The 26344-nt window shown below is 74.1% G+C and carries 19 protein-coding genes; 8 read left to right on the forward strand and 11 right to left on the reverse strand.

The window, feature by feature from the left end; all coding sequences use genetic code 11:
* Nucleotides 1-69 precede the first annotated feature (69 nt).
* From QWJ41_RS04720 to QWJ41_RS04735, 4 genes are all read right to left on the reverse strand, one after another.
* Entirely contained in the window at nucleotides 70-1719 is a 1650-nt protein-coding gene (locus QWJ41_RS04720) for a 3'-5' exonuclease (protein ID WP_300401234.1), read from the reverse strand.
* Nucleotides 1716-3749 (reverse strand): hypothetical protein, encoded by a 2034-nt coding sequence (locus tag QWJ41_RS04725; RefSeq protein WP_302706036.1) that lies wholly within the window; start codon nucleotides 3747-3749, stop codon nucleotides 1716-1718. The genes QWJ41_RS04720 and QWJ41_RS04725 overlap by 4 nt, the downstream gene beginning before the upstream one ends.
* 153 nt (nucleotides 3750-3902) lie before the next feature.
* Nucleotides 3903-5228, reverse strand: coding sequence for an ABC transporter substrate-binding protein (locus QWJ41_RS04730; protein ID WP_302706038.1), 1326 nt, complete (start codon nucleotides 5226-5228; stop codon nucleotides 3903-3905).
* Between the two features lie 187 nt (nucleotides 5229-5415).
* A complete protein-coding gene (locus QWJ41_RS04735) occupies nucleotides 5416-6195 on the reverse strand; it encodes a DUF554 domain-containing protein (RefSeq protein ID WP_302706040.1) in 780 nt (259 codons plus the stop codon).
* 146 nt (nucleotides 6196-6341) lie between these two features.
* On the opposite strand from QWJ41_RS04735, the gene QWJ41_RS04740 reads away from it, so the two are divergent.
* Nucleotides 6342-6908, forward strand: a complete 567-nt coding sequence (locus tag QWJ41_RS04740; RefSeq protein WP_302706042.1) for a GNAT family N-acetyltransferase — start codon at nucleotides 6342-6344, stop codon at nucleotides 6906-6908.
* Here the strand turns inward: QWJ41_RS04740 and QWJ41_RS04745 are convergent.
* The gene (locus QWJ41_RS04745; RefSeq protein WP_302706353.1) at nucleotides 6905-7324 is read right to left on the reverse strand and encodes a hotdog fold thioesterase; all 420 of its coding nucleotides are present in this window, start codon (nucleotides 7322-7324) and stop codon (nucleotides 6905-6907) included. The genes QWJ41_RS04740 and QWJ41_RS04745 overlap by 4 nt on opposite strands.
* 58 nt (nucleotides 7325-7382) lie before the next feature.
* On the opposite strand from QWJ41_RS04745, the gene polA reads away from it, so the two are divergent.
* Nucleotides 7383-10103 (forward strand): DNA polymerase I, encoded by a 2721-nt coding sequence (polA, locus tag QWJ41_RS04750; protein WP_302706044.1) that lies wholly within the window; start codon nucleotides 7383-7385, stop codon nucleotides 10101-10103.
* A gap of 57 nt (nucleotides 10104-10160) precedes the next feature.
* Here the strand turns inward: polA and QWJ41_RS04755 are convergent, their stop codons facing one another.
* Nucleotides 10161-11435, reverse strand: coding sequence for an MATE family efflux transporter (locus QWJ41_RS04755; protein ID WP_302706045.1), 1275 nt, complete (start codon nucleotides 11433-11435; stop codon nucleotides 10161-10163).
* A gap of 79 nt (nucleotides 11436-11514) precedes the next feature.
* On the opposite strand from QWJ41_RS04755, the gene QWJ41_RS04760 reads away from it, so the two are divergent.
* Nucleotides 11515-13242, forward strand: coding sequence for an MmpA family trehalose lipid delivery protein (locus tag QWJ41_RS04760; protein WP_302706046.1), 1728 nt, complete (start codon nucleotides 11515-11517; stop codon nucleotides 13240-13242).
* Nucleotides 13243-13309: 67 nt separating this feature from the next.
* On the forward strand, nucleotides 13310-13489 hold the full coding sequence (locus QWJ41_RS04765; RefSeq protein ID WP_302706047.1) for a hypothetical protein: 180 nt from the start codon (nucleotides 13310-13312) through the stop codon (nucleotides 13487-13489).
* Nucleotides 13490-13508: 19 nt separating this feature from the next.
* Here QWJ41_RS04765 and QWJ41_RS04770 read toward each other — a convergent pair whose 3' ends face one another.
* A complete protein-coding gene (locus QWJ41_RS04770) occupies nucleotides 13509-14672 on the reverse strand; it encodes a glycosyltransferase family 4 protein (RefSeq protein ID WP_302706048.1) in 1164 nt (387 codons plus the stop codon).
* Nucleotides 14673-14713: 41 nt separating this feature from the next.
* On the opposite strand from QWJ41_RS04770, the gene QWJ41_RS04775 reads away from it, so the two are divergent.
* Together QWJ41_RS04775 and QWJ41_RS04780 are read left to right on the forward strand one after the other, a co-directional pair.
* Entirely contained in the window at nucleotides 14714-15481 is a 768-nt protein-coding gene (locus QWJ41_RS04775; protein ID WP_302706049.1) for a class I SAM-dependent methyltransferase, read from the forward strand.
* Nucleotides 15478-19683 carry an alpha-(1->3)-arabinofuranosyltransferase domain-containing protein gene (locus tag QWJ41_RS04780; protein WP_302706050.1) on the forward strand — a complete coding sequence of 1402 codons (4206 nt, stop codon included), beginning with the start codon at nucleotides 15478-15480 and terminating at the stop codon, nucleotides 19681-19683. Before QWJ41_RS04775 ends, QWJ41_RS04780 begins: the two co-directional genes overlap by 4 nt.
* On the opposite strand, the gene QWJ41_RS04785 is transcribed toward QWJ41_RS04780, so the two are convergent.
* Both QWJ41_RS04785 and QWJ41_RS04790 read right to left on the reverse strand, forming a co-directional pair.
* Nucleotides 19569-20801: an acyltransferase family protein gene (locus tag QWJ41_RS04785; RefSeq protein WP_302706051.1), complete on the reverse strand. Its 1233-nt coding sequence runs from the start codon at nucleotides 20799-20801 to the stop codon at nucleotides 19569-19571. The two genes, QWJ41_RS04780 and QWJ41_RS04785, sit on opposite strands and share 115 nt — an antisense overlap.
* Nucleotides 20798-22615, reverse strand: a complete 1818-nt coding sequence (locus QWJ41_RS04790; protein WP_302706052.1) for a hypothetical protein — start codon at nucleotides 22613-22615, stop codon at nucleotides 20798-20800. Before QWJ41_RS04790 ends, QWJ41_RS04785 begins: the two co-directional genes overlap by 4 nt.
* Before the next feature lie 106 nt (nucleotides 22616-22721).
* Between QWJ41_RS04790 and QWJ41_RS04795 the strand changes: the two genes are divergently transcribed.
* Complete coding sequence (locus QWJ41_RS04795) at nucleotides 22722-23645, forward strand: PorA family protein (protein WP_302706054.1); 924 nt, start codon at nucleotides 22722-22724, stop codon at nucleotides 23643-23645.
* Nucleotides 23646-23685: 40 nt separating this feature from the next.
* Here QWJ41_RS04795 and QWJ41_RS04800 read toward each other — a convergent pair whose 3' ends face one another.
* Entirely contained in the window at nucleotides 23686-24546 is an 861-nt protein-coding gene (locus tag QWJ41_RS04800; protein ID WP_336623275.1) for a class I SAM-dependent methyltransferase, read from the reverse strand.
* Nucleotides 24543-25235 carry a hypothetical protein gene (locus QWJ41_RS04805; RefSeq protein ID WP_302706056.1) on the reverse strand — a complete coding sequence of 231 codons (693 nt, stop codon included), beginning with the start codon at nucleotides 25233-25235 and terminating at the stop codon, nucleotides 24543-24545. The genes QWJ41_RS04800 and QWJ41_RS04805 overlap by 4 nt, the downstream gene beginning before the upstream one ends.
* A 58-nt stretch (nucleotides 25236-25293) precedes the next feature.
* On the opposite strand from QWJ41_RS04805, the gene QWJ41_RS04810 reads away from it, so the two are divergent.
* Nucleotides 25294-26250, forward strand: coding sequence for a phosphotransferase family protein (locus QWJ41_RS04810; protein ID WP_302706057.1), 957 nt, complete (start codon nucleotides 25294-25296; stop codon nucleotides 26248-26250).
* Nucleotides 26251-26344: the final 94 nt, after the last annotated feature.

The raw sequence follows: 26344 nt of genomic DNA on the forward strand, positions 1-26344 counted from the left end.
TGCTTTCATCGCGGTGGGAGAACGGGCGCGCGCTTCAACGCCGGCTGGGATGTCCGAGTGGTTCGTCCATCAGCGCGGCAGGTAGGGGTTCGGGTTCACGCGCCCTTCGGGGCGGGCGAGGCGCCGGTGGGTGATGGTGCGCGGCTGCTGGGCCCGGGCGGTGGCGACCGCGGCCTGCTCGTGCCAGGTCATCCACAGTTCGAGCTCATCGTAGGCCGGGTCGGTCGTGCGGCCGGCGAGCACCGTCCCCGCGACCTCCTTCGCTGCGGTCAGCCCGCGGGTCTCCGCGATCGACTGGCACGCGACTCGGGCCAGGCGCGGCTCGAGCAGGTGGAGCCCCTTGCTCATCGCGACGGCGAGGTAGTCGTTCGCGGCGAGGACCCGGTCCTCCTCGACGGTGAAGGTGAACACCATCCAAGCCATGTACGCGGTCTCGCGCGGGTGGGTCGGTGACCAGCGGTTGATGCGACGGTCCTCGCGCTTGCCGAAGAGGCGGTCTCGGATGCCGGTCTTGGTGAGCCTGCCCTGCTCGCCGAGCACCGCGATCCGGGTCACTGGCTGGTACAGCGTGTCGCGGGGGCAACCGTGACCTTCCCAGCAGTCGGGGCAGGAGCGAGACCCGGACGGCTCGCACGGGGTGGAGGCTTCGACCTGGGGCCGCTGCTTGGCCCACCAGCGCAGCGCCCGGGTGTGCGCGAGCGCGGGCGCGGCCGCGGGCGGGTCGGCACCAGGGCTGGAGGCGGTGATGAGTGCGGCGACGGCGCCGAGCAGGGTGCCTGCCTGGCCGGGCTCGGTGACGGTGGCCAGCAGCGCGACGAGTGGGTCGAACAGCGCGGCGCCGTTCTCCTGGGCGGCGAGGGTGGCTTCGGTGCGCAGGTGCGGGCAGCGCAGCCGCACGCACTCCACGGCCAGCTCCAACCACGCCTGCTGCTCGGCCGGAGTGCCCGCGTGGGTGAGCGGGGAGTCGTGGCGGACCAGGTGCTCGGTCGGGACGACGGGCGCTTCGCGGCGGCTGCGGATGTAGCCAGGAAGCTTCGGGTCGTGGGTAGTGCCCCGGGCGTGATCTTCGAGCAGCGCCTCGAGGCTGTCGTAGGCGAACGCCCCGGCGGCGTGAAGGAGCAGCTTGACCAGGGCGTCGGCGGTGGCGCGGGCGTCCGCGCGGGCGTGGTGCGCCTCGGCGTTGGCGACCCCGACGAGCTGGCACAAGGTGGCGAGGCTGACGACGCCGCGCTGACCGACGCCGGGCAGCCGGAGCAGTCGCGGCAGGGTGCTGGTGTCGATGATGGGCAGCTCGGGCAGCTGCTCGAGGCCGACGGGCACCGTCGCGTCCCCGGTTGCCCTCGCCTCGTCGAGCCGCTCCAACTCGCGGCGCAGCACCCGGATGTCGCTGCCGGTGTGGCAGACCAGCACCGCGTCGGGGACGGTGAGGGCGTCGAGCACCGCGGGCGCGTAGTAGCCGAAGCGGCGCTTGCGGGCCACGGCCTCGGTGGTGAAGCCGTGCACCGCGGTGGAGCGGGGGTCAACGGGCACGCCGGGGTTCATCTCGACGTACAGCTCGCCGTCGCGAACCCGTTTCCCGCCGACAACCGGGGTGATGGCCAGGGAGATGATGCGGTCGCCATCCCCGTCGGGGTCGCGGGTGTACTCGGTGTCGAGCACGAGGAAGGTGCGGGCGGTGAGGTGCTGGAACAGCTCGAAGCCGGCGTCGGTGAGCGTCACGGTCGCCCTCCGCTCTGCTGCCCGCCCTGCTGCCCGTCCTGCTGCCGAACGGGTGGTTGGGTGAGCCGCTGCTCGGCGAGCGCGGCGACCAGCAGCGGGTTCAACAGCGAGGAGTACACCGGTGGCGGCTCACCCTCGGCGCGCTGTGGCGGTTGAGCGTCGGCGAGGGTGCGCGGGGCGGGTGCCCACCCGCCGGCGGCCTCGTTGTCTTCGCGCAGCAGCCGGGTGACCTCGTCGAGGTCGGTGAACGCGCCCTGGGCCCGGGCGACCGCGAGATCGAGCAGGAAGTTCGTCCGGGCGAGGTTGCGGTACAGCTGCTTGCGGTTGTCCAGGAACGGCTCAAGCGCGTGCCGGATCCGGTTCTCGACCGCGGCGTTGGACGCCGGCAGCTGCGGCTGTCGGGCCAGGATGGGCAGCGCGGCCGCGACCCGGGGTTCGTAGATGCGGCGCTGCTCCAGCACTCCGGTCACGGGCGCCGGCAGCGTGGCGACGGCTCCGATGAGGTCGTCCCACCACCGTGTCCAGTCGGCGGGGCCGAGGTTGAGCAGCTCGTCGCGAGCGAGCACGTCGAGGTGCTTGGCCAGTTCGGGGACCAGCACGGTGCGCCCCTCGAGCTTGGTGGTCGCCCCTGGCAGCTTCCTCAGTGCGTCGCGGAGGTTGCGCTGGATGTGGAACAGGCTCGGGACCAGTCCGACGACCCCTGCGCCGTACTGCTTCGTCACCGCGTTGCTGATGGCTTCGGCGTTGTCGGCGACGATGAAGTCCGGGCGTTCGCCGAGCTCGTCCAGCACCAGCCGCCACGCCTGTTCGTTCGCGCGCGGGTAGGCGCGCGCCAGCCGGAGCCGGTACTCCCGACGCGGGTAGCTCATCGGGTCCTCGGCCGGGTGCCAGCGGACCTCGACGACCACCAGCAAGCTCCACTGGTTCCGCTCAAGGCGCCGCTGCTGGCCGCGCCGGCGACGGCCGGACAAAATGACCGGCTGCTCGTCGAGCAGCCAGGTGATGGGGGTGGCGAGCGCGGCGTTCGGTGCAGCGGCGAGCTGCTGGTCGTTCGCGGCGCGCTGCTGCCGGTCGCGGTCGCGCATCTGCTGCTCGACGGGGCGCCACAGCAGCGGTGCGTACTGCTCCACCAGGTCGGCGGCGAGGTGCCAGGCGGACTTGCCCTGCGCGGCGGTGTACGACTGCGCGGCCCCGGTCGCCTGCCCGTCGAGCAGCGCGCCGCCGCCATGGTGCTCGAGCAGGTGGCGGCTGGCTCGGTCGCGGTACTCGCGCATCATCAGCGACACCGCCGCGTAGCTGGCGCCCATCGAGAGCTCGTTCAGCGCCCGGGCGTACAACGCGAGCGTCCACGGGGTGTGCCGGGCGCCGGTGAGCGCGCCGCGGTGCGGGGAGAGCAGTTCGTCGCAAGTCGTGCAGCTCTCGACACCGACCTCGACGGCCTCCCGTGCCAGTGGCGGGGTGAAGGTGTGTGGCGCCGTGCCGTCGGCGGGGACACAGCGGTAGCGCTGCCGCTTCGTGGCGCCGCGGCCGTACACGCCCTGCCGGGTCACCTTCGAGACCGCGTGCTCGGGGCACCCCGGCGGGCGGTCGAGCGAGGTGAGCTGGGTGCCGGCCGCCGAGGCGAGCACCTGGAAGAAGTGCGAGCTGCCGTCGGGCCGGGTGCACCGGAACCGCCGCCAGGTGCCCGCCTTCGTCGTGCGCGTGCCTCGTCCCTGGACCCGGGCGTCGGCGTGCCACGGGTCAGGGCACCGCTGCCTCGGTGAGCGTCCAGCCTCGACCGCTCCGGCGGCCGGGGTGGTGAAGAAGTGCCGCTTTCCGGTCTCGGGCAGGCACTCGAACCGCTGCCGTGTGCCGGCCGCGGAGGCCCTGAGCCCACGGCGGCGCACCCGGCTCCCCGCGTGTGACGGGTCCGGGCACTGCGGTGCTGCTGCGTCGGTCAGTTGTCCTCCTGGCGGGACGTCTCCGCCAGACAGCGTGCCGGCGCCGGTCCCACCGGCAGTGCCGTCCTCGAGGTCGCGGGCGGCAACCACCAGCGACCCCCTCCGAACGCGAACCGGCCCTCCCGGGCCCTGACCGAAGGGTCAAGGTTACCGGGAGGGCCGGACAAGGCGCGCCCAAAACCACACTAAAAGCCGAACAGGCCAGGATCGGTGCGGGGCCCTCGTCGGACGAGCGTCAGGGGGTCAGGACTGCTTCTGGCCCTCGACCGTGGCGGTCAGCTCGTTCTTGTTCTCGTCGTTGAAGGTGTAGATGCCGACGAACGCCGAGGACGGGTCGTTCTCCTCGTCGATCGGGCCGATGCCCGAAGGACCGACGTAGCGGATCTCGTTGCCCTCGTCGAGCATGGCGGTGCAGTCGGCGTAGGAGGTGCACTCCTCGCCGCCGTTGGCGCCCGAGACCGCAGCGAAGTTCTGCTGCACCGTCTCGGAGTCGGTCGCACCGCCCTTGTAGGCAGCCAGGGCCGCCAGGATGGTGGCGTCGTACGACTCGGCCGCGTAGGCGAAGTCGGTCAGGCCGTCACCGAAGGCGAACTCGTTCCAGGCGATCAGGCGGTCCTTGAAGTCCTGGGCCGCGTCGGCACCGGGGATGGTGCCCTGGGCGCCGGTGAGGGTGCCCGCCTCGAAGTCCTCCGAGTAGTCGGCGGTGTTGCCGTCGGAGAAGTAGGTCGCCGACATGTCCCACCCGGTCGACGCGAGCTCGGGCACGATGGCCTTGGTCTCGTCGAAGGCGAGGATGACGATGGCGTCGGGGTTGGAGTTGGTGGCGGCAGAGACCTCGGAGGAGAAGGTCGTCTGGCCGGCCGGGAACTCGTCGCCGTCGCCCTTGCAGCCGTAGGTGCACTCGCCGCCGCCGGCCTCGATCGTCTCCTGGACCACGTCACGCAGACCGGTGCCGTAGGTGTCGGAGAAGACGATGAAGGCGACCTTCTGGAAGCCGTCGGAGGAGATCAGCGAACCGAGGGCGTTGCCCTGGATGCCGTCCGGCGGGGCGGTGCGGAAGTAGAAGTCGCTGTAGCCGCTCAGGTCGACCGCGGTGTTGGCGGGCGAGACCTGGGTGACCTTGGCGGCGGTGAGGCGGTCCACGAAGTTCAGCGAGACGCTGGAGGACGCGGCGCCGATGACGACCGAGGCCTCGTCCTGGATCAGCTTGCGCGCCGAGGCGGTGCTGATGGACAGGTCGGTGGTGTCACCGGAGTCCTCGATCTGGTGGCACGCCTGGGCACCGTTGACGCCGCCGGCGGCGTTGATGTCGGAGACGGCCATGCCGACTCCGGCGACCTCGGGCGGGCCGAGGAACGCCAGGTTGCCGGTCAGGGGCAGGATGCCGCCAGCCTTGAACGTGTCGGCGTTCGAGGAGCCGTCGGCGCACTCGTCGTTGGTGAACTCGTCGTCGGCGGGTGCCCCCGACTCGCTCGACTCGCTGGTGGGCTCGTTGTCAGTGGCCTCGGGCTCGGAGTCCTCCGAACCGCAGGCGGTCAGCACCAGGCCGAGCGCGGCGGTGCCGGCCATGAGCTTGACCCAGTGGGATGTGGTCGATCGATTCACGTGGTGAACCCTTTCCTCAGGTGTTGGTGCCTTCACCGGTGCCCGACCCCCGGAGGTCTGGCTTAGCACGGTCACGGTAGACCTACAGGGGTGTGAGGCGCGGCACACTCGGGGAGCGTTGCCGAATCGTGACGTGATCGGGGGATCTCCGTCACCGAAGGAAGACGACCAGCTGCACGAGAAGGGGTGCGACCAGCAGTGCCGGCAGCAGGTCGGAGACCGCGACCTCGCGGATGCGCAGCAGCCGCAGCGCCACCCCGACCAGCACCAGCCCGCCCACGGCGGTGACGGCTGCCAGGTGCGCGTCCGGCAGCAGGTCGCCCAGCCCGAGACCGGCCAGGGTCAGGCCGCCCTGCACGACCACGATCGTGAGCACCGACGCCGCGACCCCCCAGCCGAAGGACGCGGCGAAGGCGATCGCGGCGAAGCCGTCGAGGGTCGACTTGAGGAAGAGCTGGTCGGCCCCGTTGCCCAGCCCGTCGTTGAGCGAGCCCAGGATGGTCAGCGGGCCGGTGCAGAAGACCAGCGAGGCGACCACGAAGCCCTCGACGAAGCGTTGGCGGTCCACCGAGCCCGCCCCGCCCGCGAGGCGGCGCTGCAGCCACCTGCCCAGGCCCTCGACCCGCTGCTCGAGGCGCAGCAGCGAACCGGTGATGCCGCCCAGCAGGACCGACCCCAGCACGATCAGCATCGGAGCGCTGTCGCCGACCGCGGCGGCCAGCTCCGGGGAGAGCACCTCCACGGCGGCGGTGGCCGCGATCAGCAGCGTCACCAGGCCGAGGCCGTCGGTGACCAGCTCGCGGGTGCGCTCGGGCAGACGGTGGCCCAGCAGCACGCCCAGCAGGCAGCCGACCAGCACCGTCACGACGTTGACCGCGGTGCCGACACCGGGGACCAGCAACGGCGGCGGGGTCAGCAGCAGGGGGCTCAACGGTGGTCCTCGGGGCTCCGGCCCGTCCGGGCGGGTTAAAGGTGGTCTCGACCATGCGACAGCACGGCGCGCAGGAGCGTAGTCTCGCCCGGTCGGACGCGCCCACGTGGGCGCGCCACTGTCGAGGGTCCGAAGGGGTGCGCGAGATGAGTCGGAGTCCCGTGAGCCTGCGGTGCGCGGGCGAGCAGGACGCTCTGTTCCTGGCCGAGCTGTGGAGCGAGCACCTGCGCCGCTGCGACCTTGAGGAGCAGGTCGCCGACCTCGAGCAGGTCATCAAGGAGGCTGCCCTCTCGCCGGAGCAGCGGCTCTTCATCGCCGAGCACGACGGCCGCCCGGCCGGAGCGGTGCTGCTGCGGGTGGCGACGCTGAGCCCGATCAACCTCGAGCCCGTCGTCCAGTGCTACACGCCCACCGTGGTGCCCGACCAGCGCCGCCACGGGGTCGGCCGCACGCTGGTCGAGGCCGCCGTCGCGTGGGCCGAGGACCTCGGCATCACGCACGTGATGACCGCAGCGTCGGCGTCCTCGCGCGATGCCAACCGGTTCATGGCCCGTCTCGCCCTGCGCCCCCAGGCCGTGCTGCGGGTCGCCGCGACGCCCGCCGTGCGCGCCAAGGTCGAGGCGCAGCGCCCGGTCTCCGAGCGCCCCCGGTCGGCGCGGGGACAGATGCTCGCCGCGCGACGGTCGTTGCGTCGCCAGCAGAGCCTCGGCTAGAGGCCGACCCGCTCGCGGGGCACCAGCGAGCAGGTGATCCGCGAGGTGCACACGCGCTTGCCGCGCTCGTCGGTGACCACGACCTCCCAGGTCGCGCTCGTGCGTCCCAGGTGGGCCGGGGTCGCGACCCCGGTCACGGTGCCGCTGGTGGCGGAGCGGTGGTGGGTGGCGTTGATGTCGACGCCCACCGCGACCCGGTCGGGATGGGCGTGCAGCGCCGAGCCGATGGAGCCCAGGGTCTCGGCCAGCACCACGGACGCTCCGCCGTGCAGCAGGCCGTAGGGCTGCGTGTTGCCCTCGACGGGCATCGTGGCCACGACCCGCTCGGTGGAGACCTCGAGCAGCTCGATGCCCATCTTCTCGTTCAGCCCGCCCATGCCCTGGGGCATCGAGGCGACGTACTGCTCCACGTCCATCTCGCTCATGGGCTCAACCTAGCGAGGCGCCGTCGGCGCCAACGGTTAGGGTCGCTGCGTGCCCGAGACGACTGCCCCCACCCGCCCGCGGCTGCTCCTGCTCGACGGCCACTCCTTGGCCTACCGGGCCTTCTTCGCGCTGCCGGTCGAGAACTTCTCCACCACCACGGGCCAGCACACGAACGCCGTCTACGGGTTCACCTCGATGCTCATCAACGTGCTGCGCGACGAGCAGCCGACCCACGTGGGCGTCGCCTTCGACGTCTCGCGCCAGACCTTCCGGATGGCGGAGTACTCCGAGTACAAGGCCAAGCGGCAGAAGACGCCGGGGGAGTTCTCCAGCCAGCTCCCGCTGATCGAGGAGGTCCTCGACGCGCTGCGCATCCCCTTCCTCAAGAAGGAGGGCTACGAGGCCGACGACATCATCGCCACCCTCGTGACCCAGGCCCTCGCCGAGGACCCCGAGATGGACGTGCTGATCCTGACCGGCGACCGCGACTCGCTGCAGCTGGTCACCGAGCGCTCCACGGTGCTCTACCCGATGCGTGGCGTCTCCGACCTGGCCCGGATGACCCCCGAGGCGGTCGAGACCAAGTACGGCGTGCCTCCGGCGCGCTACCCCGAGCTGGCCGCGATCGTGGGCGAGACCTCCGACAACCTGCCGGGCGTGCCCGGTGTCGGCCAGGGGTTCGCGGCGCGGTGGATCAACACCTACGACGGGCTCGACAACGTCATCACCCACGCCGACAAGATCACCGGCAAGAAGGGCGAGGCCCTGCGCGAGCACCTGGGCGACGTGATGCGCAACCGGCGCCTCAACGCCCTGGTGCGCGACCTCGACCTCGAGCTGCGCCCCGCCGACCTCGCGCTGCGGCCCTGGGACCGCCAGGAGGTGCACACCCTCTTCGACGGGCTGGAGTTCCGGGTGCTGCGCGACCGGCTCTTCGAGACCCTGACCTCCGAGGAGGTCGTCGACGGCTCGGGCTTCGAGCTCGAGGGGGTCCGCCTGGCGCCGGGCGAGGTGTCCGCCTGGCTGGCCCGGCACGCCACCGAGCGCGTCGGCGTCACCGTGCAGGGCACCTGGCGCGCCGGCACTGGCGAGGTGCACTCGCTGGCCCTGGCCGCCGACGACGGCACCGCCGCCTGGTTCGACGCCGCCGAGGTCACCCCCGACGACGACGCGGCGGTGGCGGCCTGGCTGGCCGACCCCGAGCGCCCCAAGGTGCTGCACGACGCCAAGGGTCCGATGCTGGCGCTGGCGGCCCGCGGCTGGCGGCTCGAGGGCCTGCAGTCCGACACCGCCCTGGCCGCCTACCTGGTGCGCCCCGACCAGCGCTCCTACGACCTTTCCGACCTGACGCTGCGCTACCTCAAGCGCGAGCTCAAGCAGGGCGGCGGCGACGACGGCCAGCTGAGCCTCGACAGCCTCGACGCCGGCCTCGACTCCGGGCTCGAGGGCGCCGGCGACTCCGCGGCACGCACCGCGATGCTGCACGCCCGCGCGGTGCTCGACCTCGCAGAGGCGCTCGACGGCGCCGTCGCCGAGCACGGGGGCACCGAGCTGCTCGCCAAGGTCGAGCTGCCGCTGGTGCACCTGCTGGCCCGCATGGAGACCACCGGCATCGCCGTCGACACCGACCACCTCGAGTCGCTCGAGTCGCACTTCGGTGACGAGGTGCGCGCGGCCGTGGACGCGGCGTACGCCGTGATCGGCAAGGAGATCAACCTCGGCTCGCCCAAGCAGCTGCAGGTGGTGCTCTTCGACGAGCTCGCGATGCCGAAGACCAAGCGCACCAAGACCGGCTACACGACCGACGCCGACGCGCTGCAGGCGCTGTACGTCAAGACCGAGCACCCGTTCCTGCTGCACCTGCTGCGCCACCGCGACGTCATCCGGCTGCGCCAGACCATCGAGGGCCTGCTCAAGACCGTGGCCTCCGACGGGCGCATCCACACCACCTTCAACCAGACCATCGCCGCGACCGGGCGGCTCTCCAGCACCGACCCCAACCTGCAGAACATCCCGGTGCGCACCGAGGAGGGCCGGCGCATCCGCGAGGCCTTCGTGGTGGGCGAGGGGCACGAGTCGCTGATGACGGCCGACTACAGCCAGATCGAGATGCGGATCATGGCGCACCTCTCCGAGGACGCGCTGCTCATCGAGGCGTTCAAGTCCGGGAGCGACTTCCACTCCATCACCGCAGCCCGCGTCTTCGACATCCCCGCCGAGCAGGTCGGCACCGAGGAGCGGGCCAAGATCAAGGCGATGAACTACGGCCTGGCCTACGGCCTCTCGGCCTTCGGCCTGGGCCAGCAGCTCGGCATCGAGCCGGCCGAGGCCAGGGGCCTGATGGACGAGTACTTCGAGACCTTCGGCGGCATCCGCGACTACCTGGGCGGCATCGTCGACGAGGCGCGGCGCACCGGCTACACCGAGACCATCGAGGGACGCCGCCGCTACCTGCCCGACCTGACCAGCGACAACCGCCAGCGCCGCGAGATGGCCGAGCGGATGGCCCTGAACGCCCCCATCCAGGGCTCGGCCGCCGACCTCATCAAGATCGCGATGCTGCGGGTGCAGCGCGCGATCGACGAGTCCTCGCTCTCGTCGCGGATGCTGCTGCAGGTCCACGACGAGCTCGTGCTCGAGGTGGCTCCCGGCGAGCGCGAGCCGCTCGAGGCGCTGGTGCGCGCCGAGATGGGCGCGGCGGCCGACCTGACGGTCCCGCTCGACGTGTCGGTCGGCACCGGCCGCAGCTGGCACGAGGCCGCGCACTGACGAGGGCGTCGATCCGGGCCGGGTCGACGCGAAGTACGGGCCGGGTCGGCGCGAGATTCAGGCCGGGTCGCGCAGGCGGTGCAGGCTCAGCGCCAGCAGGGCGGTGAAGAGGGTCGCGTCGACCGCGATCACCACCAGCACCAGCGCGCTCAACGAGGCGGTGGCGGCCGCCGCGGCGACCAGCACCAGCACCGCCAGCCACACCAGGTACGCCGAGCGGGTGCCGCGGCGGGCCAGCACCGAGTAGACCAGCAGCTGCAGCATCGCCAGCAGCGTGCCGATCACGGCGAAGAGCCACAGCCGCGACTGCACGTCGGCGTACTCCTGGCCTCCGACGAAGACCATGGCCAGCCCGCTGAGCAGCCAGGCACCGAGCGTGGCGGCCACGCCGAGGGCAGCGACCAGGCCCAGGCTGCGCAGCAGGGCCAGGCGCCGCTCCTCGACCGTCGACATGGACGGGAAGGCGACGACCACCACGAACTGAGGCAGGAAGAGCACCGCCTTGGTCAGGATCAGCCCGGCGGCGTAGAGCCCGGCGTCGTGGTCGTCGAGGACGTTGCGGGCCACCACGATGTCGGCGTTGGAGAGCACGAAGAAGGCGAGCAGCGCCAGCGAGGCGGTCACCGCCTCACGGGCCACCGGGCGCCGGGTGTGCGCCTCGCTGTGCCTGGCCTCGTCGCGGGGGCGGCGCAGGGCGAACCAGCCGATCAGCGCAGGCACGAACATCGCGATCATCACGCCGAGCATGGCCGCGGTCTCGGTGGGGGAGACCAGCAGGCACAGGGTGCCGACGACGACGCGCGGCACGCCCATGCCGAGGTAGACCATGCCGAGGGGCAGCCAGCGCCGCTCGCCCTGCAGGATGCCGGCCTGGCCGCCCATCACCGTGAGCGGGACCGCGCTGACCGCGAGCAGCACGGCCGGGAGCATGCTGTCGAGGCGCAGCACCACCATCACCACGGGGGAGAGCACGAGCATCAGCGCGCCCAGGCCGAGCGCGGCGCGGTAGGTCACGCCGAGCACCACGCGCTCGATCTGCGCCACGTGCTCGGGGTCGGCTGAGATGCGGCGGGCGCCGGTGGCCTGCAGGCCCAGCTGCAGCACCGCGACCACCATCAGCAGCGCCATCAGCGGCGCGAGCACGCCGTAGTCGGCGGGGCCGAGCAGGCGGGCCGAGATCATCTGGAACGCGTAGGTCGCCACGTTCATGACGCCCATCGCCACGGCGATGCCGGCGCTGCCGCGCAGCAGTGCCCGCAGTCCGGTGCGACCGGGGGCGCCGGCGCCGGGGGCGGTCGGACCGCTCGGCGCGTCGTCCGTGGTGCTCGTCACGGGTCGAGCGTAGGTCAGCGGACCGCGCGGTGGACAACTTCGGCGGGCTCGGACGGTGACGGTGTGGTTTCCTTCGCGCGTGGACCTGGGGCGGCGGCGAGGACTGGTGGTGCCGCTCTGGTCGGTGCTGCTGGCCGTGCTGCTGCTCGGCCCGGCGCTGGGCCCTGGCTACGTGCTGTCCTACGACATGGTGTGGGTGCCCGACCTGGCGCTGCGCGCCGACGCGCTCGGCACCGGCAGCGGGCTGCCGCGCGCGGTGCCCTCCGACGCGGTCGTCGCGGTCCTCGACGAGGTCGTGCCGGGCATGGTGCTGCAGAAGCTCGTGCTGCTGGGCTCGCTGGTCGTGGGCGGGCTGGGCGCGGCCCGGTTGGCTCCGCGGGGCAGTCTCGTCGGCGCGCTGGCCGCGGTGACGCTGTGGCAGTGGAACCCGCTGGTCGTCGAGCGGCTGGGCCTGGGCCACTGGCCCGTCCTGCTGGGGTACGCCGCACTTCCGTGGCTGGTCGGCGCGGCCCGGCGCTGGCGCGAGGAGGGCCGGATGCCCGGCGTGCTGCCGGTGCTGGTCGTCGTCGCGTCCCTGAGCGCGAGCGCGGGCCTGGCCACCGCGGCGGTGCTGCTGGTCCTCGCGAACCGGAAGGACCCGGCCCAGGTGGCGCGGGTGGCGGCGGTGGCGCTGCTGGCCAACGCGCCGTGGCTGGTGGCCGGCCTGCTGCACGCGGGCGCGGCGCTGGGCGACCCCGCCGGGGCTGCGGTCTTCGCGCTGGCCGACGAGGGCGCCCTGCCCGGGCCGCTGGCGGCCCTGGGGCTGGGCGGGGCCTGGAACTCCGAGGTGCTGCCCGGGTCCCGGGCCGGGGTGGCGGCCTGGTTGTCGACCGGCGTGCTGGTGCTCCTGGTCGCGGCCGGGTGGCGCGGCTGGTGGCGGCGGCTGGGGACCCGCGAGGCCGGCGGGCTGCTCGTGCTGTGGTGGCTGGGGTGGGGGACCGCGGTGCTGACCTGGGCCGCCCCGGCTGCGGTGGGGGCGGTGACGGCAGCGGTACCGGGCGCCGGGGTGGTCAGGGACGGGGCGCGGATCCTCGTGCTCTGCGCGCCCCTGCTCGTCGGGGCGGCCTCCCAGGGCGTGGTCGAGGCCCGCGCGCGGGTCGCACGTGCCTGGCCGGGGCCGGTGCCGGCCGTGCCGCGGCTGCTGCTGGCCGGCGTGCTGGTCGTGTGGCCGGTGACGCTGATGCCCGACGTGGCCTGGGGACTCGGCGGGACCCCGGGCGGCGGGCTGCGCGCGGTGTCGTACCCGCCGTCGTACGAGCAGGCGCGCGAGGCGGTGGAGTCAGCCGCCCCCGGCGACGTGCTGGTGCTGCCGCTGAGCAGCTTCCGCGCTCCCGCCTGGAACGGCGGCCGCACGGTGCTGGACCCGCTGGGCCGCTACCTGGGGCGCGACCACGTGGCCAGCGACGAGCTGGTGGTCTCGGGCACCGTGGTGGCGGGGGAGGACCCCCGGGTGCAGGAGGCGCGGGCCGCGCTGGCGCAGCCCGACCCGCAGGGCCGGGCTGCGGCGCTGGCCCGGGCCGGGATCGGGGTCGTGGTGGTCGACCGGAGCGCCCCGGGCGGCGAGGAGGCCGGCGCCGTCGAGGTGGCGGGGCGCCGGCTACCGGTGGCCGACGACCTGGTGGTGGTCGAGGTGCCGGGAGCGGTCGCGCGCCAGGTGCCGCGGGCCTGGGTCGTGGCGACGGCGGCCGGGTGGGGCGGCTGGCTGGTGCTGCTCCTGGGCCCCTTGCTGCGGGCCGGGCAAAGGATGAGCCACCGTCGTCAACAATGAGTCAAAGATTCGTCGTACCCCTGGGTTCCGCTGTTACTCTCCAGTCACCTTTGAGGGAGGGTCAACTGTGTCTGCTGTTCTCAGTGGCGGAATCGCCACCATCTTCGCCACCGTCACCACCACTGTGGTCGGCGGTGTCGTCGCCGCCGTGACGGTCGTCGGTCTGGTCAACGCCAACACCGGCACCGAGGGTCCGTCCCCGGCGAACGTCAACCAGCCGGTCGTCCAGTACGGCACCAACGGCTGATCCGGGCTGATCCGGGCCGCTAGTCGGAGCCGGCCACCCGCCGGCCCGACAGCACCTCCACCAGCACGTCGGCGAACGACTGCTGGGCACGCGACCACGTGAAGCGGTGGCTCTGCTCCAGGGCCCCGCGACCCAGCTGCTGGCGCAGGTCCGCGTCGTCCAGCAGGCGACCCAGCGTGGCGGTGAACGTCGCCTGGTCGTCGACCAGGACGCCCGAGGTGCCGTCGACCACCGACTCCTGGGTCCCGCCCGCGGAGCGGTAGGCCACGGTGGGCGTGGTGTGCATGCCGGCCTCGCCGATCACCAGGCCCCAGCCCTCCTTCAGCGAGGGCAGCGCCAGGACCCAGGCCCGCTCGTACACCTCGTGCTTGTGCTCCTCCTCGACATGGCCCTCGAACACGACGCTGCCGCCGGCGCCGTGGGCCTCGGCGTAGGCGTGCAGCTCGGCCTCCCACCAGCCCGAGCCGACCACGTGCAGCCGCAGCCCGGGGAAGCGTCCGCGCAGGGCCAGCACGGCGTCGATGGCGTGCTCGACCTGCTTGTGGGGCACCAGCCGGCCCACCACCGCCACCATCGGCGCCGGGCTCTTGCCCGGGTCGACGTGCACGTAGGGGTCGGTGCCGTTGTGCACCACGGCGGTGCGGGCCGGGTCGACCCCCAGCTCGCCGAGCTCGTCGCGGGTCGCGCTGGAGACGGCGACGTACTGCTCGCGCCGGTAGAGCCACGGCGCGAGCCGGCGCTCGATCCACCACCCGACGCGCCCGGCCCGGCCGGGGTAGACCACCGGCCACTGCTCGCGGTGCACGTGGTGCACCAGCACGACCACCGGACGCCGGGTGACCAGGCGCGAGAAGAAGGGCAGCCCGTTCTGCACGTCGACCACCACGTCCGGCGGCCCGTGCGGCCCGTCCAGGTCGCCCCGGCGCAGCGCGCGCATCCCCTGCGCGTAGACGCTGAGCTTCGAGCCCCGGCGCACGAAACGGATCCCGTCGACGACCTCCTCGGGCGCTGCCGCCGCGTGCGCGGCGCAGAAGATCGTCACGGTGCAGCCGCGCTCGACCAGGCCGGCTGCCATCTTCTCCAGGTAGCGCTCGGCACCCCCGCCCTCGGGGTTGGCGGTGTCGCGCCAGCTGAGCAGGACGACGTGGCGGCCGGTGAGCGGTCCGGGGTGGGCCTGGTGCATCGAGCGAACCTACCAAGGGCCGCAGTGGGTAGGGTGCGCGCGTGCCGAGCCCGATGAACCGCCGTCCCCGACCCGGGTCCCACCGGGCGACGCTGCGCCGGTCGGTGCGGCTGCTGCGCGAGTTCCGCCACGAGCAGGACGACCCGGCGCGGTTCTACACGGCCCTGGCGCAGGACTCCGCGGCCCAGCTGGCCTCCTACACCGACCTGGAGGACGCAGTCCTCCTCGACGTCGGTGGCGGTCCCGGCTACTTCCGGGACGCCTTCACCGCCGCCGGGGCGACGTACCTGGCGCTCGACTCCGATGTCGGTGAGCTCGCCGGCCTCGGCACCATCGCCAACGGCACCGTGGTGGGCAGCGGCATGCAGCTGCCCTTCCGCGACGACAGCGTCGACGTCTGCTATTCCTCCAACGTGCTCGAGCACGTGCCGCAGCCGTGGACGATGGCACGCGAGATGGTGCGCGTGACCCGCCCCGGCGGCCTGGTCTTCATCAGCTACACGGTCTGGTTCGGGCCGTGGGGCGGCCACGAGACCGCGCCGTGGCACTACCTCGGCGGCGCCCGGGCGCGACGCCGCTACGAGCGCACCCACGGCCACGAGCCCAAGAACAAGTACGGCGAGTCGCTGTTCGCGGTCACCGTGGGCGCGGGCCTCGACTGGGCGCGCCGGGAGGCCGCCGCCGGGGGCGTGGAGCTGGTCGACCTGAGCCCGCGCTACAACCCGTGGTGGTCGCGCTGGCTGCTGCGGGTGCCGGTGCTGCGCGAGGTCGTGACCTGGAACCTCGTCATCGTGCTGCGCCGACGATGAGCGCGACCGCCGCCACCGACGGCGGTCGCTTCGGGCTGCGCGTGCTCGCCGGCTGCGCGCTGCTGGTCGGCCTGGCCTTCGTGCAGGACCCCGGCCTGCTGGCCGCCGACACGAAGTTCGACCTCGTCGCAGCACCGGGTGACTTCCTGGCCCGGGCCCTGCACCTGTGGGACGGCGAGGGCGCGTTCGGACAGCTGCAGAACCAGGCCTACGGCTACCTGTGGCCGATGGGCAGCTTCTTCTGGGTCGGCGCGCTGCTGGCCGTCCCCGGCTGGGTGGTGCAGCGGCTGTGGTGGGGGCTGGTGCTGGCGGTCGCCTTCGCGGGCACCGCCCGCCTGGCCCGGGCGCTGGGGGTGCGCAGCGACCTGGCCTGCCTGGTCGCGGGAGCGGCGTTCGCGCTCTCTCCACGGGTGCTCACCACCATGGGCCCGATCTCCAGCGAGACCTGGCCGATCGCCCTGGCGCCGTGGGTGCTGCTGCCCCTGGTGACCGGTGCCGAGCGGGGCTCCCCGCGGCGCGCGGCCGCGCTGTCGGCGCTGGCGATCAGCCTCGTCGGAGGCGTCAACGCCGCGGCGTCGTTCGCGGTGATCCCGCTGGGCGCGGTGTGGCTGCTGACCCGCGCCCCCGGCCCCCGTCGGCGCGCGCTGATGCTCTGGTGGCCGGCCTTCACCGTCCTGGGGACCCTGTGGTGGCTGGTCCCGCTGGCGCTGATGGGCTCCTACAGCCCGCCGTTCCTCGACTACATCGAGTCGGCGTCGGTCACCACCTTCCCCACCACGCTCGTCGACGCGCTGCGGGGCACCTCGAACTGGGTGCCCTACATCGAGGAGGGCTCCCGCGCCGGGCGCGACCTGCTCACCACGTCGTACCTGGCGCTGAACTCGGCCGTCGTCCTGGCGCTCGGGCTCGCCGGCCTGATGCTGCGCCACCACCCGCACCGACGCTTCCTGGGCCTGGGGCTGCTCGTCGGCCTCCTGATGGTCACCGCGGGCCACCTGGGTGCCGTCCAGGGCTGGTTCGCCGCGGACCTGCAGGCCCAGCTCGACGGCGTGCTCTCCCCGTTGCGCAACGTCCACAAGTTTGACCCCGTGGTGCGCCTGCCGCTGGTCCTCGGCCTGGCGCTGAGCATCGACGCGCTGGTGCGGGCCGGGCGGCGCGAGGCCGGCCGCGCTCCTGACGGCCGCACCCGCAGCCTGGTGCGGCTCAACACCGCGACCGCGCTCGCGGTCACCGTGGCGGTGGTCGCGGGCGCGGCCGCCCCGGCCCTGGCCGGTCGGATCGCGCCGGCCGACGCGGTGCTCGAGGTGCCGTCCTACTGGAGCGACACGGCCGCCTGGCTCGAGGAGCAGGAGGCCGAGCGGGGCGACGCCACAGCGCTGCTGGTGCCCGGCTCGCCCTTCGGCCGCTACCTGTGGGGCGACCCCGACGACGAGCCGATGCAGTGGCTGGCGGGCTCGCGCTGGGCGGTGCGCAACGTGGTGCCGCTCGTGCCCCCGGGGGCGATCCGCCTCCTCGACGGGATCGAGGCACGCCTGGCCCAGGGCCACGGGTCCCCGGGGCTCGCGGCGGCGCTGCGCCGGGCCGGGGTCCGCTACGTCGTCGTGCGCGGCGACCTCGAGCGCGCCGACGCCACCCCCGACCCGGTGCTGGTGCGCCAGGCGCTGCGCGAGAGCCCGGGCGTGGCCCAGGTGACCGGCTTCGGGCCGCTGCTCGGCGGGGCCTCGCTGCTCGGCCAGGACGACGACGGCCGGGTGCTGGCCGCGGGCGGCTGGCAGAGCACCTACCAGGCCGTGGAGGTCTGGGAGGTCTCCGACGCCGACCCGGCCGTCGCTGCCGACGTCACCGCGCTGGTCGCGGCCGGCCCCGAGGACCTCGCCGACCTCGTCGACGCCGAGGCGCTCGACGACCGGCCGGTGGTGCTGGCCGCCGACGCGCCCGACGAGCTGCCCGAGGCGCTGGACGACGCCCCGGTCGTGCTGACCGACGGGCTGCGGGCCCGCGAGCGGTCCTTCGCACGCATCCACGACGGCAGCTCGGCGGCGCTCGTGGCCGGCGACGTACGTCGCACCGGCAACCCGGTGCGCGACTACCGGCTCGACTCCGACGACCGGTGGTCGACCACCGCCAGGCTCGTGGGCGCGGCCTCGCTCTCGGCCTCGTCCTCGGCCTCCGACGCCGACTCGTTCGGCACGATCCGGCGCGGCTCGTCACCGTGGGCGGCGCTCGACGGCTCCACCGCGTCGGCGTGGCGCTCCGGCGCCGGGCGCAGCGGCACGGCCTGGTGGCGCCTCGAGCTCGACTCGCCCCGCTCACCCAGCACCGTGCGCCTGGTCGGCGGCCCCGACGCCACCGACGAGCAGGAGCTGGTGGTGCGCACCGAGGGCAGCACGTCCGAGCCCGTCGCGGTCGGGCCAGGGGAGAGCCGCACCGTCCCGCTCGAGGGCGGGCCCACGTCGTACGTCGAGGTGCGCGCGCTGGAGGCCGACCGACAGCTGAGCCTTGCCGAGGTGCGGATCCCGGGGGTGCAGGTGCGCCGGCCCCTCGTGCTGCCGCTGCTGCCCGAGGCCTGGGGTGCGCCCGACGCCGTCGTGCTGCGTGCCGACAAGGACCGACGCGCCGGCTGCGTCGAGGTCGGCGACGCCGAGCAGGAGCGGTCGGAGGTGCGCTGCGTCCAGCGCCGCGTCGTCGAGCCGGAGGAGGCCACCGGCCTCGACCGGGTGGTGCGCCTCGCCGGGCCGGCCGACTTCTCCGAGGTCTCCCTGCGGGTGCGTCCGCGGGCCTCCGACGAGCTGTCGGAGCTGGTGCTGCAGGGGCGCGCCCTCTCGGTGCAGGCCAGCAGCAGCGCCGTGCCGGACCCCCGGGCCTCGGCGCTGGCGGCCCTCGACGGCGACCTCGGCACCACCTGGACCGCGGACCCCGCCGACCCCACGCCCACCCTGCGGGTCTCGTGGCTGGGCACCGAGCGGGTCCGCTCGCTGCGCGTGCGCACCGACCCCGACACGGCCGCCGCCGTCCCGACGCGGGTGCGGGTGAGCTGGGAGGACCAGAGCCTCGAGGTCGACCTCGACGACGGGCGGGCTCGGCTGCCCGGCGTGCGCACCGACGCGCTGGCCATCGAGGTGCTCGAGAGCGAGGCCGTCACCGACCTCGGTTTCGACGGCGTCCCGCACCCCGTGGGGGTCGGCATCGGTGAGCTGCGCCTGGGCGGGGTGCCCTACGAGCCGCTGCGCCTCTCCCTCGAGCAGCGGCGCTACGCGTGCGGCACCGGCCCGACCCTGCGCGTCGGCACAACGACGTGGCGCACCCGCGTCGAGGCCTCGCCGGCCCAGCTGGCGGCGGGACGCAGCACCGAGGTCGTGCCCTGCGGGCCCGGCGCCGGCCCCACCCAGCGACGGCTGGCGCTGCCGGCCGGAGAGACCACGGTGCGGATGGGCGACACGGCGGCGCTCGAGGTCGAGTCGGTGGTGCTGGGCGCCCTGCCGACGCCGCCGGCCGGAGCCCTGCTCGACCAAGGACTGGCCGTCGACCGCGAGCCCGCGAGCCGCGTGGTCGCGGCACCGCCGGACGGTGCGTCGCTGCTCGTGGCCCGCGAGAACACCAACCCGGGCTGGGCGGCCACCCAGGACGGGACCTCCCTCACGCCCGTGACGGTCGACGGGTGGCAGCAGGGCTGGGTGCTCCCTCCCGACGCCTCCGGCCCCGTCGCCCTGCGCTTCGAGCCGGACCGGGCCTACCGCTGGGGCCTCCTGGTCGGCGCGGGCGCCCTGCTGGCGCTGCTGCTGGTGGTCGCCGCACCCCTGGTGCGCCGCCGCCGGCCGCGCGACGCCGACCTCCCCCCGCTGGCGGCCCGCGGGGCGCGTCCGGCGACCGCTGCCGCGACCGCGCTGCTGGGCGCCGGCCTGCTGGCCGGGTGGTGGGGGCTGCTGGCCGCCGCGGGCAGCATCGCGCTCGTGGTGCTGCTGCGCCGCCGGGCCCCCGGCTGGGAGCCGTGGGTGCTGGCGCTGCCGGTGCTCCCCGCCGTGGCGGCGTACGCCGTGCGGCCGTGGGGTGACCCCGCCGGCTGGGCCGCGGCCCTGGCCTGGCCCGCCTACCTCGTCGTGCTGCCGGTGGCCGCGGTGCTCTTCTCGGCGGGCGCAGCGCCGCGGCGCCGCAGGGGGTGGAGCGTCTTCAGGCGCAGCGCCGGACGCTCGACGAGCCGGTAGGCCGCCTCGGCGGCGATGACGCTGATGACGAGGGTGAGCACCCAGATCTGCAGCCCGCGGCCAGCGAAGAGCTCCCAGCCCGTCGCCCACATCACCAGGTGCAGCAGCGGCAGGTGCAGGCAGAAGATGCCGTAGGAGACCAGGCCGAGGTGCCGCGCGCCGCGGTTGGTCAGCAGGCGGTCGAAGGTGGTGGCGGGGGCGTCGGCGTGCCGCTGGCGCAGCACGGCCGGCAGCACCAGCAGGCCGCCCACGGCCGCGTAGAGCAGGTTCTTGGTCAGCGACTGGCCCGTCGTGGGGGCGGCCAGCAGCACCGGCCCCGCGACCGGCGTGGAGGCGACCAGCAGCAGGCCGCCGGCGGCGCTCCAGCAGACCCCGGGCTGGGCGGCCAGGCGCACCAGCAGCGTGGTGCCGCGTCCGGCGCGCCCGCGCACCAGGAGCACCTGTGCCAGCGCCAGCCCGATGCCGACCGCGAACCAGCCCAGGTAGGCCGGCAACCACTGCCCCGCGTCGATGCTGCGACCCTCGCCGACGCGCAGCGCGCCGTCGAGGTGCCACCACACGCTGACCACCAGCATCGCCACCAGCACCGCGCAGGTGCGGCGCACGTCGAGGCCCCCGCGGCGTCCGGTGGCCAGCAGCATCAGCAACGGCAGCAGCAGGTAGAAGTGCACCTCGACCATCAGGCTCCACATGTGGGTCAGCCCGGCCGGGAACGAGGGGTCGACCAGCGAGGAGGACAGCAGCAGCGCGGCCGCCCGGTCGCCGGTCGTCAGGGCGGCGTTGGCGTCGATGAACCACAGGGCGGCCAGGACCGCGACCAGGTAGACCGGCACGATCCGCAGGAACCGCTTCCACAGGTAGTGGCCGGTCTCCGGGCGCGGCGACGAGTCGGCCGCCGCCTGCAGCCAGGCGCGCGAGAGCAGGAACCCCGAGAGCACGAAGAAGAGCGCCACACCGACGTCGAGGCGGGCCAGCAGGCGGCCGGCGGTGCCGTTGTCGGTGTACTCGCCGCCCCAGAACGCGGTGTGGGTGGTCAGCACGGCGACCGCGCCGACGGCGCGCAGCGCGTCGAGGTGCGGGAACTGCTCGACGACCCGCTCGGGCGGGGGAGTGGTCACAGCGGTGCCCCGGGGACGGCGTCGCCGACCTCGACCACGTCGACGCACAGGCTGGTGCCCGAGCGCAGCCCGCCGATCGTCAGCGACCCGATCTCGGCCTCCACGCGCCAGTAGAGCGAGTTGGGACCCTGGCGCACCGCAGCGCGCGTCGTGGTGTCCTGCACCGTCACCTCCACCGTGTCGTCCGTCGACGCCGCGAAGCCCAGGTGCACCCACCAGGTGCTGTCGAAGGCCGTGCCGTCCAGGTCGATGGTGACGGGCGCGGAGCCGATCCGCCAACCGCAGCCCTCCTCCGGACCCGGCGGCGCGTCCACCGCGACGTCGATCTCGGCCCGGTGGGCACGGCCGGTGTCGTCGAGGACGACCAGGTCGTCGGTGACCTCGGGGAAGCGCAGGCCGGGCACCTGCAGGGGCAGCAGCAGCTTCGTGGTGTTGGCGGGGAACTGGTAGCCCGGCACGACGTCGGGCGGCACCACCTGGTCGGCGAGGTCGAGGCTGCCCCGGCCGGTCAGCGTCTCCCGCGCCGTCACCAGGTAGGCCTCGCCCGGGTTGTCCTGGTGCCAGGTGCGCACGTACGTCACCGAGCTCAGCACCCCACCCACCAGCACCGCCGCGACCAGCAGCGCCGTGACCGGCAGCGCCAGCTTCGCGTACGGCGCGGCGTACCGCGTGGGCCTCGCGGCGCGGGGCTCGCTCGAGCCCACGGCACCCTCGACCCGGGTGGTGGCCAGCACCAGCGCCAGCAGCGCCACCGGCAGCACGTCGGTGAGGTAGCGGTACTCGAGGCCCACCACGCCGCCGACGACCTGGGCGCGGCTGGTCTGGACGAGCACGAACGCCACCGCGGCGTAGCCGCCCAGCAGCAGCCAGGCCCGGCCGGTGCGGCGGCGCAGCAGGGCCAGTCCGGCGACGAGGGAGAGCAGCACCACCCAGCTGAGCGCGACCGCCCACCCCGGCGGGTCGGCGTACGACGTCGGCGGGTTGCTGGTGTCCCAGCGCCAGGGCCCGCCGAGCAGCCCGACGGGCAGCGTCGAGCCGAGCATCGAGCCGGCCAGGTCGTCGGCGACCTGCTCCCCGGTCTGCGACTCGACGAAGACCTGGGGGACCTGGGTCAGGTAGTAGACGCTGAAGACCGCGCCCAGCGTGCCCAGCGCCAGCGCGGCCTGCCACTGGCCGCGCACCGCGGCGCGCACCCGCTGCCACGGGCCGCCGTCGGTGAACCAGCCCAGCAGGAGGGCGGCCAGCACCAGGGGCACCAGCACCGCCTTGACGTAGGCCAGCAGGCCCACCGCCACCAGCACGGCCGTCGCGGCGGCCCAGCGCCGACGCCCGGACCGCAGGTGCAGCACCCAGGTGGCCACCGAGCCCATCAGCACCGCCTGCAGCGGCAGCTGGTTGAGCGCTGCTGCCCACCACATCGTGGCCGGCAGCACCACCGCCGAGGTCTGGTAGAGCGCCAGCAGCACCACGACGCGCCACCGCACGCCGACCAGCACCACCAGCATCGCCAGGCAGGCCAGCGAGGCGAGCAGGTGGAGCACCACGGTGGTGGTCGCGGTCAGCACCCACCGGTCCGGCGACGTGGTGGAGACCAGCCAGGCCAGGGCGCGGCCCAGCGGCATGAGCTGGGAGTCGAACGGGTCCAGCAGCCGGGCGGGCGAGTCCGTGGTGAGGCCGTCGCGCACCAGCCGGTGGTCGTCGGTGTAGAACCACGAGCCCTGCACCGCCCAGATGCGTCCGAGGAGCCCGCCCACGAGCACCGCGGCGGAGGCGACCAGGACGGCGGGACGACCGGCGAGGAGGGGATGCGGCACGGCGCCGAGTGTGCCACCGGGGGCATGTGTTAGTGACGGATGCCACGAAAGCGGCTACTCGGCAGTATCGTGCTCGCGACACATCATTCTCTGGGGAGGGAAATTCGTGCGCAAGATTCTAGGACCGGTCCTGTTGGGGCTCGGCGGCTTCCTGTTGATCGCCGGCCTGCTGGGCCTCGTCTGGGCGCCGGGCGTCGTCGAGAAGACGCCCGAGCAGGTCGAGACGATCACCTACCTCGAGGGCCGGGCCGGCAAGCTCGACACCTCGACCGGCGAGCTGGTCGAGAACCCCGTCTACGCCATCAGCGACACCCGCACCGACACCGAGCTGTCGACCGACGAGACCAACGCCTGGGTCTCCACCTCGTGCCTGATGGTCGACCGCGGGGGTGAGCGGGAGTGCGTCGACGGCTCCGAGGACATGATCACCGCCTCCGTCGACATCTTCGCGACCGACCGGGTCACCGCCCTGTCCGACAACGAGAGCCTCGACCTGCCGGCCGACGCCGTGCCGCACGAGGGCCTGGTCAACAAGTGGCCCTTCGGTGCCGAGCAGAAGACCTACCCCTACTGGGACGGCGTGACCGGGCAGGCCGTCGACGCCGCCTACGACCGCACGGAGTCCCTCGAGGGCGTCGAGACCTACGTCTACCGCGTCGAGATCGACGAGGCGCCGATCGAGATCGCCGAGGGTGTCCCGGGCACCTACACCACGGTCAAGGAGATCTTCATCGAGCCGCAGACCGGCGCGATCCTCAACCAGACCGAGGACCAGCAGCGGGTCCTCGCCGACGGCACGCCGGCGCTGGACCTGGAGTTCGGGTTCACCGACGAGCAGGTCGCGAGCAACGTCGAGGACAACGCGGGTGACCGTCGCCTGCTCGACGCGCTGACCGTGTGGCTGCCGATCGTCGGGCTCGCCGGCGGCGTGCTCGCCCTGGTCGCCGGGTTCCTGCTGCTGCGCGGCGCCCGCCGCTCGAGCAACGCCGGTCCCAACCGTCAGAAGGACCTCGTCGGCGCCGGTCGCTGACCCGCACCACCCACCGGTCCTGGTGGTCGGCCCGCGCTGCTCAGCGCAGGTCGGCCACCAGGATCGCTGTTCCAGGGGTCACCCGGCCCCGCACGCCCGACCAGCCGCCCCACACCCGCTCGTGGTGCTCAGGCCACTCCGGCTCCAGCAGCCGGGTCAGCGCGAAGCCGGACCCCGCCAGCAGGCCGACCCAGTCGCCCAGGGTGCGGTGGTGCTCGACGTAGCTCACCTCGCCCGTCGCGTCGTCGACCTCGACGTAGGGCGTGCGGTCCCAGTAGGACTGCGAGGCCACCAGGCCCGCCTCACCCGGGTCGTCGGGGAACATCCACCGCGTCGGGTGGGTGATGGAGAAGGCGAAGCGCCCGCCCGGTCGCAGCACGCGCGCGGCCTCGGCCACGGCCTCGTCGATGTCGGCCACGAACTGCAGCGCCCCGAACGAGCTGAAGACCACGTCGAAGGAGTCGTCGCGGAACGGCAGCGCCGTCGCGGTGGCCAGGACCGAGGGCACCGCCACGTCGGTGGCGGCGTCGATGCGACGCGAGTGCTGCAGCTGGCGGTGCGAGAGGTCGAGCCCGAAGGAGCGCCCGCCGGCGGCCCGCACCCACCGCGAGCACTGCCCGGCCCCGGAGCCGACCTCGAGCACGTCGCGGCCCCCGAGGTCGCCCAGCACCCCGGCCTCGGCCTCGGTGAGTCCCTCGGGGCCCCACACGAAGCCGACGTCACCGAGGAACTCGCCGTGGGTGGCCTGGTAGTCGTCGGCGTAGCGGTCCCAGTCGGGTCCGTTGGCGCGGCGCGACTCGGTCTCGTCGACCGCGCGCCGCTCGGCGCGCACCGGTGTCTGCGGCGGGTGGTCGCGGGAGTCGGGGGTGACCGGGGGACGCCCCGGCGGCTGGACGGTCACGGGCCGAGCGGGGTCGGCTTGCGCCGCGACATCGGGAACCGCCCGGCCAGGTCACCCAGCGGGCCCACGGCCCGGCCCAGGGCGTCGGCCGACGACGACAGCGTCGGCACCACCTCGGCCAGCTCGGCGAGCCGGGGCTGGATCGCCTCGAGGGTGGCGCCGAGCTGGACCAGCTGGTCGAGCGTGCCGCCCTCGTCGAGCAGCTTCTCGATGAACGAGTCGTCGGTGAGCAGCCGGTCGGCCAGCCCCCCGGGCCGCAGCACCCGGTCGAGCACGCCGTCGGCGGCCACCACCCGCTCGAGCGCACCGTCCTCGGCGAGCAGCCGGTCCAGCGAGCCCCCCGGCGCCAGCAGCCGGTCGACCGGTCCGCCCTCGACGAGCAGCCGGTCGACGACGCCGTCGCGGGCCAGCATCCGGCCCAGCGGCCGGTCGGGGGCGACGAGCTCGTTGACCGCCCCGGCCAGCCGCATCGGTCCCTGCTCGTCGGTGAGCAGGTCGGTGAGCTGCTGGGCGTAGCCCCGCTCGCCGATGACCCGCAGCAGCAGGTCGGCGTACCCGCCGGGTCGGCGCAACGGCCCCTCGGGCGAGGCCAGCACGCCCAGGGCCAGCGTGGTGCGGGTCGCGGCGACACCGACGCGCCACGGCAGTAGCGCGGCCTCGCGGAGCGCCGGGGGCAGGGGGAGCAGCATGGGACAACCGTACGGTCACGCGCCCCCGTGCGGGCGCCGGCGTGGCAGCATCCGGGCCGTGGACACCCCTGATCCGAGCCCCGACCCGGACTTCGCCTCGCTGCACCCCCTCGAGGGAGGCTGGTCGGGGGAGACGTTCGTGGCCGAGGCCGGTGGCGAGCGCACGGTGGTGCGGATCTACGCGGGTCGCCGCGGGCCCGAGGCGCCGGCCATCGACGCGGCGGTGCTCGCGCACGCGGCCGGCGTGGTGCCGGGGGTGCCGCCGGTGCTCGAGGTGCGCCGCGCCGACTCGAGCCAGGGGCTGCCCGGCCTGCTGGTCACCGGCTTCCTCCCCGGCGAGCGCGGCGACCTGCTGCTGCCGCGCCTCGACGACGACGAGGCCGCCCGGGCCGGGCAGGCGCTGGGGCGGGTGCTGGTCGCGCTGGCCGGGGCGGCGCTGCCGCGAGGGGGAGCGTTCGTCGACGCCGCGCTGACGATCGGCCCGCACCCGGCGCCGTACGACGTCGACGGGCTCGTCGAGCTGGTGGAGGTGCTCGTGGACGTGCCCGGGTCGCGCCTGCCCGACCTGGGCCGCCCGGCGCTCGACACCCTGGCCGGCCTGGCCCGTGAGGCGCAGGACCTGCTCGACGAGGTGCCGCAGCACTGCCTGGTGCACAGCGACCTGAACCCCAAGAACCTGCTGCTGCGCGTCTCCGACGAGGCCGGAGTCGAGGTCGGCGTCGAGGTCACCGGGGTGCTCGACTGGGAGTTCGCGCACGCCGGCCACCCGTTCACCGACCTGGGCAACCTGCTGCGCTTCGAGCGGCGAGCGGCCTTCCACGACGCCGTCGTCTCGACGTACGCCGACCTGCGCGGCCTCGACGTGCGCCGCGCGCTCGACCTGGCCCGGGCGGCCGACCTGCCGGCCCTGGTCGAGCTCGCCTCGCGGGCGGGGTCGAACCCGGTCAGCGACCGGGCCGCGGCCCGGCTGCGCGCCATCATCGCGACCGGTGACCTGCACACGAGCGAGGACTGACGCCGCGAGCTCCCGGCAGAGGCCCCCGGAAGGGCCCCGGACGCACCACGCGGGCACGTGGCGCCGAGCGCCACGTGCCCGCCCCGCCCCGCCA

Source organism: Nocardioides cremeus, from assembly GCF_030518195.1.
In the GTDB taxonomy this organism is placed as follows: Bacteria; Actinomycetota; Actinomycetes; order Propionibacteriales; family Nocardioidaceae; genus Nocardioides; species Nocardioides cremeus.